Below are 15245 nucleotides of genomic sequence, written 5' to 3'. Positions count from 1 at the left end.
TGTCATTTCGTCCGCAGCACCTCGACACCGGGCAGCGGCTTGCCTTCCATCCATTCGAGGAAGGCGCCGCCCGCAGTCGAGACATAGGTGAAGTCGGATGCGACGCCGGCATGGTTCAGGGCCGCGACGGTGTCGCCACCGCCCGCCACCGAGATCAGCTTGCCCTCGAGGGTGAGGCCAGCGGCGTGCCGCGCGGCCTGCACGGTGCCGCGATCGAACGGCGACAGTTCGAACGCGCCGAGCGGGCCGTTCCAGACCACGGTCTTGGCCGCGTCGAACGCGGCGCGGACACGGTCCACAGACTTCGGGCCGACATCGAGGATCATCGCGTCCGACGGGATGGCATCGAGGCCGCAGGCCTCGGACGGCGCGTGGGCGACGAACTCCCGGGCGATCACCGCGTCCACCGGCAGGATCACGGCGCATTTGGCCGCTTCCGCCTTTTCCAGAATCCGCAACGCGGTCGGCGCCAGTTCCTTCTCGCAGAGCGACTTGCCGACATCGATACCCTGCGCGTGCAGGAAGGTGTTCGCCATGCCTCCGCCGATCACCAGCGCATCGACCTTGGTGACGAGGTTTTCGAGAAGATCGAGCTTGGTCGAAACCTTCGCGCCGCCGATCACGGCCGCGACCGGATGGGTCGGCGCTTCCAGCGCCTTGGTCAGTGCATCGAGTTCGGCCTGCATCGAACGGCCGGCATAGGCGGGCAGCACATGGCCGAGACCTTCGGTCGAGGCGTGGGCGCGATGAGCGGTCGAGAACGCGTCGTTGACCCAGACGTCGCCGAGCTTGGCGAGTTCGGCAACGAAAGCGGGATCGTTCTTCTCTTCGCCCTTATGGAAGCGTGTATTTTCGAGGCAGACGATGTCGCCTGCCTTCATATGGGACACCGCGGCCTGCGCCTTCTCGCCGATGCAGTCGTCGACGAATTCGACATGACGACGCAGCATGTAGGCGAGCGTGATTGCGACCGGCTTCAGCGACTGCTTCGGATCGACGCCCTTGGGGCGTCCGAAATGCGAGAGCAGGATGACCTTGGCGCCTTTTTCCGCCAACTCGGTGATGGTCTTGGTGACGCGCTCGAGGCGCGTGGCGTCGGAGACGCGGCCATTGTCCATCGGGACGTTGAGATCGACGCGCAGCAGGACACGCTTGTTGTGCACGTCGACGTCGTCGAGGGTGCGGAAGAGGGTGGTGGTCATGGGTCTCCTTGTCCCCGAACCCGATGCATCGTCATCGGCGCATCAATATGCGTCATCGACGCCGGATGACGAAGTTTGAACCGTCATCCTGTGAAACAGTTTCGGGCGGCGGATCGCTCGTGGATCGCGCCGCCCGGAGCAGAAAGATCAGATCAACTTGCCCATCGCGACGGCGGTATCGGCCATGCGATTCGAGAAGCCCCACTCGTTGTCGTACCACGACATCACGCGCACCAGCTTGCCGCCCTGCACCTTGGTCTGGTCGGTGGCGAAGATCGAGGAGTGCTTGTCGCCGTTGAAGTCGATCGACACGTTCGGATGCTCGGTGACGCCGAGGATGTTCTTGAGCTGCTGCTGCGAGGCGCGGCGGACAGCGTCGTTGACTTCGTCCTTGGTCGTCTCGCGCTTGGCGACGATCTTGAGATCGATCACCGAGACGTTCGGCGTCGGCACACGGATCGAGACGCCGTCGAGCTTGCCCTTGAGCTCCGGCAGCACGAGGCCGATGGCCTTGGCGGCGCCGGTCGAGGTTGGGATCATCGAGAGCGCGGCTGCGCGGGCGCGATAGAGATCCTTGTGCACGGTGTCGAGCGTCGGCTGGTCGCCGGTGTAGGCGTGGACGGTGGTCATGAAGCCGGTCTCGATGCCGATTGCGTCGTTCAGCACCTTGGCGACCGGCGCGAGGCAGTTGGTCGTGCAGGAGCCGTTCGAGACGACGACATGATCCTTGGTCAGCGTGTCATGGTTGACGCCGTAGACGATGGTGGCGTCGGCGCCGTCAGCGGGAGCGGACACCAGTACGCGCTTGGCACCGGCTGTGAGGTGCAGCGCCGCCTTGTCGCGCGCGGTGAAGATGCCGGTGCATTCCATCGCGATGTCGATGCCGAGTTCTTTCCAGGGCAGCGTCGCCGGGTCCTTGATGGCGGTGACCTTGATCTTGCCGCTGCCGATATCGATGGTATCGCCGTCGACCTTCACTTCGCCGGGGAAACGGCCGTGCACCGAGTCGTAGCGCAGCAGGTGGGCGTTGGTTTCGACTGGAGCCAGATCGTTGATCGCAACCACCTGGATGTCGGTGCGCTTCGACTCGTGAATCGCACGCAGCACGTTGCGGCCGATGCGGCCAAATCCATTGATTGCGACACGGATGGTCATTCCATTCTCCTCAAAGCCTGAATTGACGTTTTCGAGGCGGTTTTGCCCCGAATGACGCCCTGATGCAATTATCCGAAGCGGCAATCCTGATGCAGGGTTACCGCTTGAGCCGGCCCTCGGCGGCTGCAGTGATCGCCTCCGCCGTGATGCCGAAATGGTTGTACAGTTCCTTATATGGGGCGCTGGCGCCGAATCCGCTCATGCCGACGAAGATTCCATCGGATCCGATGATGGCGTCCCAGCCTTGCCGGATCGCCGCTTCCACACCGATTTTCACCGGCGCATTGCCGATCAGCGCTGCACGCACAGCTTCCGGAGCCTCCAGAAACAGGTCCATGCACGGCACCGACACGACCCGCGTCGCGATGCCGCGCCCGGCGAGCAGCTTCTGCGCTTCCACCGCGAGCGAGACTTCTGAACCCGAGGCGAAAATCGAGACTTTAGCCTCGCCGTCGGCCTTTGAAATTTCGTAGGCGCCAGCAGCACAGCGGTTTTCCGTGTCGTTGGTGCGGCGAAGCTGCGGCAGGTTCTGGCGCGTCAGTGCGAGCACGCTCGGACGATCCTTCGCTTCCAGCGCAAGCTGCCAGCATTCCAGCGTTTCCACGGTGTCGCAGGGACGGAAGACGTTGAGGTTCGGGATCGCACGCAGCGCCGCGAGATGTTCGACGGGCTGGTGCGTTGGGCCGTCCTCGCCGAGGCCGATGGAGTCATGAGTGAGCACGTGGATGACGCGCTCGCCCATGAGTGCTGCGAGACGTAGCGACGGCCGCAGGTAGTCGGAGAACACCAAGAACGTACCGGAATACGGAATGATGCCGCCATGCAGCGCCATGCCGTTCATCGCCGCCGCCATGCCGTGCTCGCGGATGCCATAGTTCACGTAGCGCCCGCCGTAATTATTGGCGGAGATTGCGACCATGTCCTTGATGCGGGTGTTGTTGGAGCCGGTGAGATCGGCCGAACCGCCGATCATCTCCGGCACTGCCGGGATCAGGACTTCCAGCGCGCGCTCGGAGGCGGTGCGGGTGGCGATGTCCTTCGGAGTCTCGGCGAGCGACGCTTTCATCTTGGCGATGGCATCCGTGAGTGCCTTCACCGGCAGATCGCCCTGCATGCGGCGCTTGAATTCGGCGCGCAGCGTGGCGTCCTTTGCCGCGAATTTCTTGTCCCACTCCGCGCCGGCCACCGCGCCACGCGAACCGGCCGCGCGCCAGGCTTCAAGAATGTCCGCCGGAATTTCGAACGGCGGCGCGTCCCAGCCGAGCTGCTTGCGCGTGCCTGCGATTTCCTCGGCGCCAAGCGGCGAGCCGTGTGATTTCGAGGTGCCCGCCTTGATCGGTGCGCCGTAGGCGATGGTGGTCTTGCAGGCGATCAGAGTCGGACGATCCGAGGTCTGCGCGCGCGCGATGGCGTCAGCGATAGCGTCGTGATCGTGGCCGTCGATGCGGCAGGCGGCCCAGCCTGCGGCCTCGAAGCGCTTCACCTGATCGACAGAGTCTGAAAGCGAGATCGCGCCATCGATCGAAATGCCGTTGTCGTCGAACAGCACGATCATCTTGTTGAGCTTGAGGTGACCGGCGAGCGCGATGGCTTCCTGGCTGATGCCTTCCATCAGGTCGCCGTCGGAGGCGAGCACATAGGTGTAGTGATCGACGATGTCGCCGCCGAACTCAGCCGCGAGGTGACGCTCCGCGAGCGCCATGCCGACCGCGGTGGAAATGCCCTGGCCGAGCGGGCCGGTGGTCATCTCGATGCCGGGGGTGATGAAGTTTTCCGGGTGTCCTGGCGTCAGCGAACCGAGCTGGCGGAAGTTCTTGATCTCATCGATCGTCATCGACTCGTTGCCAGTGAGATACAGCAACGCATAGAGCAGCATCGAGCCGTGACCGGCCGAGAGCACGAAGCGATCGCGGTCGGCCCATTTCGGGTCGCGCGCATCGAACTTCAGGAATTGCGTGAACAGCACGGTGGCGATGTCGGCCGTGCCCATCGGCAGGCCGGGATGGCCCGAGTTGGCTTTCTCCACGGCGTCCATCGCGAGAGCGCGGATCGCGTTGGCCATACGGGATGGATCGACACGCGGGGTCTTCGCTTGAAACGTCATGAGTGAGAACCTGAAAAATTTTTCCAAAAAGGCGGGATATTGCAGTCAGATGACTGCGGCCGGTGGATAGCACCGACGCACTCGTGAGTCCAAGAATCAAACGGGAAATCAACGCGCGGAGGAGGTGTTCGCAAAGCGAATGCCACATAGTTGCCGCGCTTAACGGTGCATAGCGGCAACGCGACGTTGCAAGAGCGCGAATCGGACCGTAGATTCAGCAACTAAATGCTTGCTGGACCGGGATTTTCCGATGAGATCGGCCGCTCAACCTTCCATGGTTCACCATCCGAGACCGAATGGCTCGTACATGAACGACCGTATGCCCAACGCCTTCGCTGCCGGTGAGCACGCGGCGCCAGCCGCGCCTTCCGCCGCAAGCGAGATCGAGGCGGCAACACGGCGTCTTGCGGCAGCGCTCGATGCGATGGAGAGCGCGGTGGAGCGCCGGCGCGAATATGACCGCGGTAGCGATGAGCTTGCGGCGCGCATCCAGTCGCTCGGCGTGGATCGTTCGCGCCTCGCAAACGAACTCGACGGCACCCTGGTGCGTTCGCGCGAACTGGAGCGCGCCAACCGCGAAATCGCCGAACGTCTCGATGTCGCCATCGGCACCATCCGTTCGGTGATCGAGGAGGACGCTTCGTGAGCCACGTCAACGTCACCATCAACGGCCGGCAATATCGTATGGCCTGCGAGGAAGGGCAGGAGACGCGGCTGTTGCGGCTTGCCGAGATGCTGGAGAGCCGGGTCACGGATTTGCGCGGCAAGTTCGGCGAGATCGGTGACCAGCGCCTGACCGTGATGGCCTCCCTCACCATCGCTGATGAGCTGCAAGATGCCGAGCGGCGCATCCGTGGTTTCGAGGAGGAGATCGAGGTGCTCCGCGAGGGCCGTGTAGCGGCCAGTGACCGCGCCCGCGCCACTCAGTCCGCGATCGCCAACGCGCTCAACTCCGCATCCGAGCGCATCGAGCGGATGACGCAGGAATTGAACAAGCCGCTCGCCGGCAACGTCGCGCTCGGCTGAGACGCTTTCCGAAATTTTTCGCTGAGTGAAATTGTCCCGGTGCCGCTGGCGGCGCAGCCTGATCGTCGCTACATTGGGCGGGCGAGGCTGCAGCGCGCGTCAGGAGCCATATATCCCCGGGGCCTTATCGATCCTTTAGGGAACTGTCCCTGGCCGGGTCCGTGGACCCGGACATATGGTGCCCACCTACTTTCGTAGGGAACTCCGGGATCGAGTGCTTCAACGGCGACCGTGGCTTCGCACCTTCTCTTCCGCCTTTTAAGGTGTGACCTAATTTTCGCTGGGGTACGGTGGACGATCCCTCCTTGCAGCAATCCAAGAACGAACTTCGCGCCGCCGCTTTCGCCCGCCGCGATTCCCTCGCGGCTGAGGAGCGCGCCGCCGCGCGCGAAGCACTCGCACGGCATGCAACGCAATTCGAGATCGGGCCCGGCTGCATAGTTGCAGGCTTCTCCGCGATCCGCACCGAGATCGATCCGTCCGCCTTGATGAAAGCGTTGCGCGCGCGGGGCGCGGGACTGGCGCTGCCGGTCGCAATCGGTCGCGGCGAGCCCTTGATCTTTCGCGCCTGGACGGTGGACACCGTTCTGGTGCGTGGCCTCTATGGAATTCTCGAACCGTCGTCGGATGCGGAGGAGGTCGAGCCCGATATCGTGCTGGTGCCGCTCGCCGCGTTCGACCGGCGTGGCCATCGCCTCGGCTATGGTGGCGGCTATTACGACCGCACGCTGCAGGGCTTGCGCCGGAGCAAGCGCATCACGGCCGCGGGCCTTGCGTACTCTGTGCAGCAAATGGACCAAATTCCCGACGATACCCACGACGAACCGCTTGATCTCGTGCTAACGGAGCGAGACGTGATCGATTTCCGGGAGTAGGCGAGTTGCGGATTCTCTTTGTCGGCGATGTGGTGGGACGCAGCGGACGCAACGTGGTGACGGAAACGCTGCCCGGCCTGATCCACGACTGGGCGCTCGATCTGGTCGTCGTCAACGGCGAGAACGCAGCTGGCGGTTTCGGCATCACCGAAGCGATCTACGAAGAACTGGTCGATGCCGGAGCCGACGCCATCACGCTCGGCAATCACTCCTGGGATCAGCGCGAGGCGCTGGTGTTCATCGAACGCGCGCCGCGCCTGATCCGTCCGCTCAACTTCACCGCAGGCACGCCGGGGCGGGGTGCTGCGATGATCGAGACCAAGAAGGGTCAGCACGCGCTCGTCGTCAACGCCATCGGGCGCATCTTTATGTCGCCCTGCGATGATCCCTTCATCGCCATTGATCGCGAACTCACAGCCTGTCCGCTGGGTGAGGCGGTCGATGCCATCGTGGTCGATTTCCACGGCGAGGCGACCAGTGAGAAGCAGGCATTCGGCTATCATTGCGACGGACGCGCAAGCCTCGTTGTCGGCACCCATACGCATGCACCGACCGCCGATTATCGCATCCTGCCGCGCGGCACCGCCTATATGACCGATGCAGGCATGACCGGCGACTACGAGACCGTCATCGGCATGGACCGCGAGGAGCCGCTCGGCCGCTTCCTGCGCGGTTATCCGGCGGCCCGCTTCACGGCGGGGGATGGTCCAGGCACCCTGAGCGGCGTCGCGGTGGAAACGGACGATACAACCGGCCGTGCGCAAAAGGTCGCTCCGGTGCGGATCGGCCCGGTGCTGGAGGAGGTTGTGCCCGGATTCTGGCAGCAAGGTTAAGGCCCGGACGCCTCCCGAAAATCTTTGATTTTGGCGGGTGCGGGCCTATAACGCCCCACCCAACCCTGATCTTCAATGCAAGGCGCGCGATGCGCGCCCCTCACAGAGACCATTCGCATGGCCGGACATTCCCAATTCAAGAACATCATGCACCGCAAGGGCAAGCAGGATGCCATGCGATCCAAGATATTCGGCAAGCTCGCTCGCGAAATCACCGTGGCGGCCAAGCTTGGTACGCCCGATCCCGCGATGAACCCGCGCCTGCGCGCTGCCGTGATCGCCGCCCGCGCCGAGAACATGCCGAAGGATAATATCGAGCGCGCCATCAAGAAGGCCATCGGCGGCGAGGGCGAGAGCTACGATGAAATCCGCTACGAGGGCTACGGTCCCGGCGGCGTCGCGGTGATCGTCGAGGCGCTGACCGACAACCGCAACCGCGCCGCCTCCGACATCCGTTCTTACTTCACCAAGTCTGGCGGCAATCTCGGCGAAACCGGCTCGGTGTCGTTCATGTTCGACCATGTCGGCGTGATCGAGTACGACGCGGCCAAGGCCGATGCCGACACCATGCTGGAAGCCGCCATCGATGCCGGCGCCGACGACGTGGTGTCGTCCGACGACGGGCATGAAATCTATACCTCGCAGGCCTCACTGAGCGAGGCCGCCAAGGCGCTGGAAGCCAAGTTCGGCGAGCCGCGCAAGGCCGCGTTGATCTGGAAGCCCCAGAACAATATCGCCGTCAGCGACGAGGTCGGCGAGAAGCTGTTCAAGCTGCTCGACCAACTGAACGAGCATGACGACGTGCAGAACGTCTATGCCAATTTCGAAGTCTCGGATGCGCTCGCCGCCAAGATGGCGGGCTGAGGCCCGTTCTCGTTCTTTCGTAACGATACACGCGGTTTTTTCTTGACGCCGCGAAAGCGAAAGCTCATGTCAGCAACAGGCGGCGCGAGATCGTTCGATCCCGCGCCGCGTCACTGGAAACTCTCAACTATGCCAAGCGACAGTCAACGTATTTTGCCGGCAACGGCCCGCGCGGTCTGAGCGTTTCTTAAGGCTCACCCGCTGCCGGTGTCGGCAGATCCGAAGGTGAGTCATGACGGACATCCACACAATCTCCGAGGATGGCTTCAACGCCGCTGTGGTCGCGGCAAGCCTGATCAACGAGCACACTGCCGACACGGTCGACGTTCTCAACAGGCTTGAGCCTGACGAGGCGGCCGAGGTTTTGCGGCTGCTGCCACGCGAAAAGGCGATTGAAGTCCTCGACAAGCCCGAACTCGATTTCGGAGCCGAGATCGTCGAGGCACTGCCGCATGACATCGCGATCCCGCTGCTCGCGGGCATGTCGTCCGATATGGCGGCCGACCTTATCCAGCAATTGCGGGACCCGCCGCGCACCGAGCTGATGAACGGGCTCGATCTCGCCTCGCGCAACGCTATCACGAGCCTGCTTGCCTATCCGCCGAACACCGCCGGTGCGATGATGACGATCGAATTCGTCAGCGCGCCGAGCAACTGGACGGTCGAGCGCACGCTGCAGCACATCCGTCAGGTCGAGCGCACCCGCGAGACGGTCTACGCGATCTACGTTCTCGATCCCGTGACTCGCCGTCTCGTTGGTGCGCTGTCGCTGCGCCGTCTGATCGCGGGCGAGCCGAACGAGAAGATTGGCGATCTTGCGGTGACGCCGATCACCACGCTGCCACTCGTCGACCGGGAAGACGTCGCGCGGCTGATCTCGCGTCACGACCTTCTCGCGGTGCCGGTGGTCGACAAGGCCTCGCATCTGCTCGGCATCGTCACCTTCGACGATGTCATCGACGCCATCATCGAGGAAGGCACTGAGGACGCCCAGAAATTCGGCGGCATGGAAGCGATCGAGGAGCCTTATCTGCAGATCGGACTCGGCAACATGATCCGCAAGCGCGGTGTCTGGCTTGCCGTCCTGTTCATCAGCGAAATGCTCACCGCGAGCGTCATGCAACACTTCGAGGGCGAACTGGAAAAGGCTTTGGTACTGACGCTGTTCATTCCGCTCATCATGAGTTCGGGCGGCAATTCCGGTTCGCAGGCGACCTCGCTCCTGATCCGTGCGCTGGCGCTGCACGACGTGAAACTGTCCGACTGGTGGCATGTGATGCTGCGCGAACTCCCGACCGGGCTTCTGCTCGGCGCTGGACTCGGCGTCATCGGCTTGTTCCGGGTTGTGATGTGGCAGAAGCTCGGCATTTATGACTACGGCGAGCACTGGCTGCTGGTGGGCGTCACGGTCGCGGCCGCGCTGGTCGGCGTGGTGACGTTCGGCTCTGTCGCGGGCTCGATGCTGCCGTTCCTGTTGCAGCGGGTGGGATTCGACCCCGCGAGCGCGTCCGCGCCCTTCGTCGCCACGCTGGTCGATGTCACTGGGCTGATGATCTATTTCAGCGTTGCGCTGCTGATCCTGCGCGGGACGCTATTGTGATGCCGGACCTTTGCGGCGGTTTCGGCTATCATAAGGCATGACTTCGCGCGCGATTCGTATTCTGGGGATCGATCCGGGCCTGCGCCGCACCGGCTGGGGGGTGATCGATGTCGACGGCAACCGGCTGATCTATGTCGGATGCGGTTCCGTGGAATCGCGCGACAGCCTGCCGCTGTCAGAGCGGCTGCTCGCGATCCATGAGGGACTCGCCAGAGTGGTGAGCGAACATTCTCCGTTAGAAGCGGCCGTCGAGCAGACCTTCGTCAACAAGGACGGCGCGGGCACGCTCAAGCTCGGGCAGGCGCGCGGCGTCGCCATGCTGGTCCCGGCAATGGCGGGCATTTCGGTCGCCGAATATGCGCCCAATCAGGTGAAGAAGACCGTGGTCGGTGCGGGCCACGCCGACAAGAACCAGATCCGCGTCATGTTGGGCGTGCTACTGCCGAAGGCCGCACCGACGACACCAGACGCCGCCGACGCGCTCGCCATCGCGATTACGCACGCGCATCATCGGCAGAGTGTGCTGCTGATGCAGAAGGTGATGGGCGCATGATCGGCAAGCTCAAGGGTTTGATCGATTCCTACGGCGAGGACTACGTCATCCTCGACGTGCAAGGCGTCGGCTATCTCGTCCATTGCTCGGCGCGAACGCTGCAGGCGCTGCCGTCGCCGGGCGAGGCGGCCGCGCTGTCGATCGAGACCTATGTGCGGGAGGACCAGATCAGGCTGTTCGGTTTTCGCACCGATATCGAACGCGAATGGTTTCGCCTGCTGCAGACCGTACAGGGCGTCGGCGCCAAGGTCTCGCTCGCGGTGCTCTCGACCTTGCCGCCGTCGGACCTCGCCAATGCGATCGCGATGCGCGACAAGGCCGCGGTGGCGCGTACGCCGGGCGTCGGCCCGAAAGTTGCCGAGCGCATCGTCACCGAACTGAAGGATAAGGCCCCCGCCTTCGCCAATGTCGATCCGGCGGTGGTGCATCTGGCCGGCGCGGTGGATGAGGACCGCGCGCCGGGGCCGATCCGCGACGCGATTTCCGCGCTGGTCAATCTCGGCTATGGCCAGCCGCAGGCGGCGGCGGCGGTCGCAAGCGTTGCACGCGATGCAGGTGAGGGTGCGGAGACAACCAAGCTCATCCGGCTCGGGTTGAAGGAACTGGCAAAATGAGCGGCCCCCGTCTCGTCACGCCCGAACGCCGCGCCGACGATGTCGGCGATACGTCATTGCGCCCGCAGAACCTGTCGGAATTCGTCGGCCAGGCGCAAGCGCGCGCGAATTTGCAGGTGTTCATCGACGCCGCGCGCAAGCGCAAGGAAGCGCTCGACCACGTGTTGTTCGTCGGTCCGCCCGGTTTGGGCAAAACCACGCTGGCGCAGATCGTCGCGCGCGAGCTTGGCGTCGGTTTTCGCGCCACATCCGGGCCGGTGATCTCGAAGGCGGGCGATCTCGTCGCGCTGCTTACTAATCTCGAAGAACGCGACGTGCTGTTCATCGACGAAATCCATCGCCTTAGTCCGGCGGTGGAGGAGTTTCTCTATCCCGCGATGGAGGATTTCCAGGTCGATCTCATGATCGGCGAGGGACCTGCGGCGCGTTCGGTCAAGGTCGATCTGGCGAAGTTCACGCTGGTGGGCGCGACGACGCGCGCGGGGCTGCTTACTAATCCGCTACGCGACCGTTTCGGCATTCCGCTCCGGCTGAATTTCTACACCGAGGACGAGCTTGAAAAGATCGTCACTCGCGGCGCGCGTGTGCTCGGCATCGGCATGACGAAAGACGGTGCCAACGAGATCGCCCGTCGCGCGCGCGGCACGCCGCGCATCGCGGGACGGCTGTTGCGGCGCGTGCGCGATTTCGCCGAAGCCGCGGATGCCGACGCCATCGATCGGGCGATCGCCGATCACGCGCTCGGTGCTTTGGAAGTAGATAAAGCCGGTCTCGATGCGATGGACCGCCGCTATCTCTCCACCATCGCGCTCAATTACGGTGGCGGGCCCGTTGGCGTCGAGACCATGGCGGCGGCGCTGTCGGAGCCGCGCGACGCCATCGAAGACATCATCGAGCCGTATCTGATCCAGTGCGGCTATCTGCAGCGCACCCCGCGCGGACGGTTGCTCACCGATCACGCCTTCAGGCATCTGGGTCTGGCTGCGCCCTCGCGCGACCCGGCCCAGTTTGGCATGTTCAATGGCGATGACGACTGATTTTCAAGATTGATGCGATGACCGAAAAACCTGCCTCGTTCTCTCTCGACGGTGAAATTGTGAACGGCCGCCATGTGATGGCGATCCGCGTCTATTACGAGGACACCGATTTCTCCGGCATCGTCTATCACGCCAATTTCCTGCGCTTCATGGAGCGCGGGCGGACCAATTATCTGCGCCTGTTAGGTGCCGAGCAGAGCGCGCTGTTCGCGGAGGCGGGGGCAGAGGCGCCCGGCTTCGCCTTCGTGGTGCGCTCGATGCAACTCGAATTCCTGCGCCCCGCGCGGATGGACGACATTCTGACCGTCACGACGACTCCGCACGAGGTGAAGGGCGCCTCGATGATGCTCGCGCAGGAGGTGCGGCGCGGCGACGAACTTTTGATCGAGGCCAAGGTCAAGGTCGCCTTCGTTTCGGAAGGCCGCGCCCGGCCGATTCCGAAGGCGCTGCGGACCTTGATGAAGGCCGATCAGGATGCGGATGCGCGCAGTTAAGCCGTGCCCACGCTGGCGCTTCCGCAGCATGCCATGTTAAAGATATTCACATGAGCTGGCACCGCGGCCGCCGGGAAGGCGGCTATCACCACGGCAATCTGAAAGAGGCGCTGATCGAAGCGGCCCTCGACCTCATTGCGCAGAAGGGCCCTGCGGGCTTCACCTTTGCGGAGGCCGCGCGTTCGGCGGGTGTCAGTCCGGCAGCACCCTATCGCCATTTCCGTGACCGCGACGAATTGCTGGCGAGCATTGCGCAGCAGGGATTCGAGCTGTTCGAGAAGCAGCTTTCGGCGGCGTGGGACGACGGCCGCCCCGATACGTTCGCGGCGTTCTCGCGGGTCGGCAAGGCCTATCTCGCCTTCGCGCGCGAGCATCCGGCCTATTACTCGGCGATGTTCGAATCCGGCGTGCCTGTACAGGACAATCCCGCGCTGCTGATCGCAAGCGAGCGCGCCTTTGCGATCATCCGCGCCGCCGCCGAACGGCTGATTGCCCTCGCGCCGCCGAACGTGCCGCGCCCGCCCGCGATGATGATGGCGCTGCACATCTGGTCGCTGTCGCACGGCATCGCCTCACTGTTCGGGCGAGGGGACGCGGCTTCGCGCAAGCTGCCGATGTCGGCCGAGGATCTGCTGGAGGCGGGCGTCCTGGTCTACCTGAAGGGTCTCGGCTTTCCGGCGCGGCTGGAACCGCAGCCGTCGAAATAGCGCGCAAAATAACTCGCATGTGAATTTCGCCGCCGCTTGACAATCCGCATGGATGGTTTAGCTATGTAAATGTTATTTACATTCACGGTGAGGAGAGGCGCATGACGAATACCGCAGACTTCGACCGCTCAGGCCGGCCAGGTTGGGGCGGTCCTCCGCCCAACGACATGCGCTGGCACGATCACGAATGGCGCCGGTCATGCCACCCGGCCTCGATCCTGATCGTCATCGCCGGTTTCATCGTCTGGTGGCCGCTTGGTCTCGCGGCGCTCGCATACACGTTCTGGAGCAGAAAAATGGGTTGTGGACATCACCGTTACGGACGCTTCGCCGACAAGATGGAACGCATGCAGTGGAAGATGGAACGGATGCGCGACCGCATGGATGGCCGGGGCTTCGGCTTCTGGGGTCCGTCGAGCGGCAACCGCGCCTTCGACGAATACCGCATGGAGACGCTGCGCCGTCTCGAGGAGGAGCAGAAGGAATTCCGCGAATTCCTCGATCGCCTGCGTCAGGCCAAGGACAAGGAGGAGTTCGACGCCTTCATGGCCCAGCACCGCCAGCGTCCGGCCTCGCCCGAAGCACCTACGCCGCAGGGCTAGGACGGCCGTCCCACCCTGCACTCAGCTGATGCCTCTCCAAACCGCCCGCCTGGTCCTCCCAGGCGGGCGGTTTTGCTTATGGAGGCGGATTAGCCTTGATCAGGCAGACCTTTTGGCGGTTAAAAATGGCGGTCTTAACCCCCTTTTAACCACGCGGGGCGTCTGGTGAAGCGGCCGAAACAGCGCCGACAGCCCTTGTTTTGACATGTTGGCGGAGGATGGAGGAGCCGGCCTTGGGGAGGCCGTTCCGTGCGAACATGACAGCGGCTCTTGTTCCGATCCGACGTTCCGGCCGTGCCGGCGCTTTTTTGCGGCACCCCACGGGGTTGCGCAGCCGTTGTCGCGCTCCCGCAATCATTTTGGAGATTATTGCGTTGAGAGGATCCCGACCATGAACCCAGCCGACGTGGCACAGTCCGCCCTGCCGGTGGCCTCCTCCGACGTATCGCTGATCTCGCTGTTCTGGCAGGCGCATATCGTCGTCAAATTCGTGATGCTCGGCCTGCTGAGTTGTTCAGTCTGGGTCTGGGCGATCGCGATCGACAAGACATTCCTCTACGCGCGCACGCGGCGCGCGATGGATCGTTTCGAGCAGGCGTTCTGGTCGGGTCAGTCGATCGACGATCTCTACCGCGCGCTGTCGGCGAAGCCCACGCATTCGATGGCGGCGCTGTTCGTCGCGGCGATGCGTGAATGGAAGCGTTCGTTCGAAAGCCACTCCCGTTCCTTCGCGGGTCTGCAGACCCGCATCGACAAGGTGATGAGCGTGTCGATCGCGCGCGAGATCGAGCGGCTCGATCGCCGCTTGCTGGTGCTCGCGACTGTCGGCTCCGCGGGTCCCTTCGTCGGCCTGTTCGGCACCGTCTGGGGCATCATGTCGAGCTTCCAGTCGATTGCGGCTTCGAAGAACACCTCGCTCGCGGTGGTCGCGCCGGGCATCGCCGAGGCGCTGTTCGCGACAGCGGTCGGCCTGATCGCCGCCATTCCGGCGACAATTTTCTACAATAAGTTCACGTCCGAGGTGAACCGGCAGGCCCAGCGCCTGGAAGGTTTCGCCGACGAGTTCTCCGCGATCCTGTCTCGTCAGATCGACGAGCGGGCGTAAAGCACGACGGGTCAACGATCATGGGCATGAGCATGGGCGGGGGAGCAGGCGGTGGCGGTCGACGCCGTCATCAGCGCGCGCACGTCATGGCCGAGATCAACGTCACGCCGATGGTGGACGTGATGCTCGTGCTGCTCATCATCTTCATGGTGTCCGCGCCGCTGCTCACCGTCGGCGTGCCACTCGATCTGCCGCAGACGGCGGCCAAGAGCCTTGATCAGGACAAGGAGCCGCTGACGCTGTCAGTACAGGTGTCCGGCAAGATCTTTCTCAACAACACCGAAATCTCTGCCGACGAACTCGTGCCGAAGCTGAAGGCTGTTACCGACGCGCGCGGCGGCACCGAAGAACGCATTTTCGTGCGCGGCGATACCAAGGCCGACTACGGCACGATCATGAAGGTGATGGGCCGCTTGTCGGCTGCCGGATTCAAGCACGTTGCTCTGGTCACCGAGGTCGAGCAGGGGAGCTGAG

17 protein-coding genes and 1 other RNA gene are annotated in these 15245 nt (G+C 63.7%); 15 read left to right on the top strand and 3 right to left on the bottom strand.

Annotation, left to right across the window (positions count from 1 at the left end; genetic code table 11):
• Positions 1-2: 2 nt before the first annotated feature.
• The 3 genes from HMPREF9697_RS10275 to tkt form a co-directional block, all read right to left on the bottom strand.
• Positions 3-1202, bottom strand: a complete 1200-nt coding sequence (locus tag HMPREF9697_RS10275; RefSeq protein ID WP_002717142.1) for a phosphoglycerate kinase — start codon at positions 1200-1202, stop codon at positions 3-5.
• A 147-nt stretch (positions 1203-1349) separates the two neighbouring features.
• A complete protein-coding gene (gene gap, locus HMPREF9697_RS10270) occupies positions 1350-2357 on the bottom strand; it encodes a type I glyceraldehyde-3-phosphate dehydrogenase (protein WP_002717141.1) in 1008 nt (335 codons plus the stop codon).
• Between the two features lie 97 nt (positions 2358-2454).
• Entirely contained in the window at positions 2455-4461 is a 2007-nt protein-coding gene (gene tkt / locus HMPREF9697_RS10265; protein ID WP_002717140.1) for a transketolase, read from the bottom strand.
• A gap of 307 nt (positions 4462-4768) precedes the next feature.
• On the opposite strand from tkt, the gene HMPREF9697_RS10260 reads away from it, so the two are divergent.
• The 15 genes from HMPREF9697_RS10260 to tolR all read left to right on the top strand — a co-directional run bounded on the left by HMPREF9697_RS10260 (position 4769) and on the right by tolR (position 15244).
• Entirely contained in the window at positions 4769-5107 is a 339-nt protein-coding gene (locus HMPREF9697_RS10260) for a DUF4164 domain-containing protein (RefSeq protein WP_002717139.1), read from the top strand.
• Positions 5104-5487, top strand: a complete 384-nt coding sequence (locus HMPREF9697_RS10255) for a cell division protein ZapA (RefSeq protein WP_002717138.1) — start codon at positions 5104-5106, stop codon at positions 5485-5487. The genes HMPREF9697_RS10260 and HMPREF9697_RS10255 overlap by 4 nt, the downstream gene beginning before the upstream one ends.
• 81 nt (positions 5488-5568) lie before the next feature.
• Positions 5569-5729, top strand: a non-coding RNA gene (gene ssrS / locus HMPREF9697_RS20385) — 6S RNA.
• A 48-nt stretch (positions 5730-5777) separates the two neighbouring features.
• Positions 5778-6362, top strand: a complete 585-nt coding sequence (locus HMPREF9697_RS10250; RefSeq protein WP_040307897.1) for a 5-formyltetrahydrofolate cyclo-ligase — start codon at positions 5778-5780, stop codon at positions 6360-6362.
• A gap of 5 nt (positions 6363-6367) precedes the next feature.
• Positions 6368-7195, top strand: coding sequence for a TIGR00282 family metallophosphoesterase (locus tag HMPREF9697_RS10245; RefSeq protein ID WP_002717136.1), 828 nt, complete (start codon positions 6368-6370; stop codon positions 7193-7195).
• Between the two features lie 117 nt (positions 7196-7312).
• A complete protein-coding gene (locus HMPREF9697_RS10240; RefSeq protein ID WP_002717135.1) occupies positions 7313-8059 on the top strand; it encodes a YebC/PmpR family DNA-binding transcriptional regulator in 747 nt (248 codons plus the stop codon).
• A 232-nt stretch (positions 8060-8291) separates the two neighbouring features.
• Entirely contained in the window at positions 8292-9659 is a 1368-nt protein-coding gene (gene mgtE, locus HMPREF9697_RS10235) for a magnesium transporter (protein ID WP_002717134.1), read from the top strand.
• A 37-nt stretch (positions 9660-9696) separates the two neighbouring features.
• The gene (gene ruvC, locus HMPREF9697_RS10230) at positions 9697-10212 is read left to right on the top strand and encodes a crossover junction endodeoxyribonuclease RuvC (RefSeq protein WP_002717133.1); all 516 of its coding nucleotides are present in this window, start codon (positions 9697-9699) and stop codon (positions 10210-10212) included.
• Entirely contained in the window at positions 10209-10826 is a 618-nt protein-coding gene (gene ruvA, locus HMPREF9697_RS10225; protein WP_002717132.1) for a Holliday junction branch migration protein RuvA, read from the top strand. The genes ruvC and ruvA overlap by 4 nt, the downstream gene beginning before the upstream one ends.
• A complete protein-coding gene (ruvB, locus tag HMPREF9697_RS10220; protein WP_002717131.1) occupies positions 10823-11863 on the top strand; it encodes a Holliday junction branch migration DNA helicase RuvB in 1041 nt (346 codons plus the stop codon). The genes ruvA and ruvB overlap by 4 nt, the downstream gene beginning before the upstream one ends.
• 17 nt (positions 11864-11880) lie before the next feature.
• On the top strand, positions 11881-12357 hold the full coding sequence (gene ybgC, locus HMPREF9697_RS10215) for a tol-pal system-associated acyl-CoA thioesterase (protein ID WP_002717130.1): 477 nt from the start codon (positions 11881-11883) through the stop codon (positions 12355-12357).
• Between the two features lie 50 nt (positions 12358-12407).
• On the top strand, positions 12408-13064 hold the full coding sequence (locus HMPREF9697_RS10210) for a TetR/AcrR family transcriptional regulator (protein WP_002717129.1): 657 nt from the start codon (positions 12408-12410) through the stop codon (positions 13062-13064).
• A 101-nt stretch (positions 13065-13165) separates the two neighbouring features.
• Entirely contained in the window at positions 13166-13666 is a 501-nt protein-coding gene (locus tag HMPREF9697_RS10205; protein WP_002717128.1) for a DUF2852 domain-containing protein, read from the top strand.
• Positions 13667-14057: 391 nt separating this feature from the next.
• Entirely contained in the window at positions 14058-14771 is a 714-nt protein-coding gene (gene tolQ / locus HMPREF9697_RS10200; protein WP_002717127.1) for a protein TolQ, read from the top strand.
• 20 nt (positions 14772-14791) lie between these two features.
• On the top strand, positions 14792-15244 hold the full coding sequence (gene tolR, locus HMPREF9697_RS10195) for a protein TolR (RefSeq protein WP_002717126.1): 453 nt from the start codon (positions 14792-14794) through the stop codon (positions 15242-15244).
• Position 15245: the final 1 nt, after the last annotated feature.

The sequence above is a fragment of the Afipia felis ATCC 53690 genome (assembly GCF_000314735.2).
Lineage (GTDB): Bacteria > Pseudomonadota > Alphaproteobacteria > Rhizobiales > Xanthobacteraceae > Afipia > Afipia felis.
The sequence above is the reverse complement of the archived record's forward strand: the minus strand, read 5'-3'. Positions and strand labels throughout refer to the sequence as shown.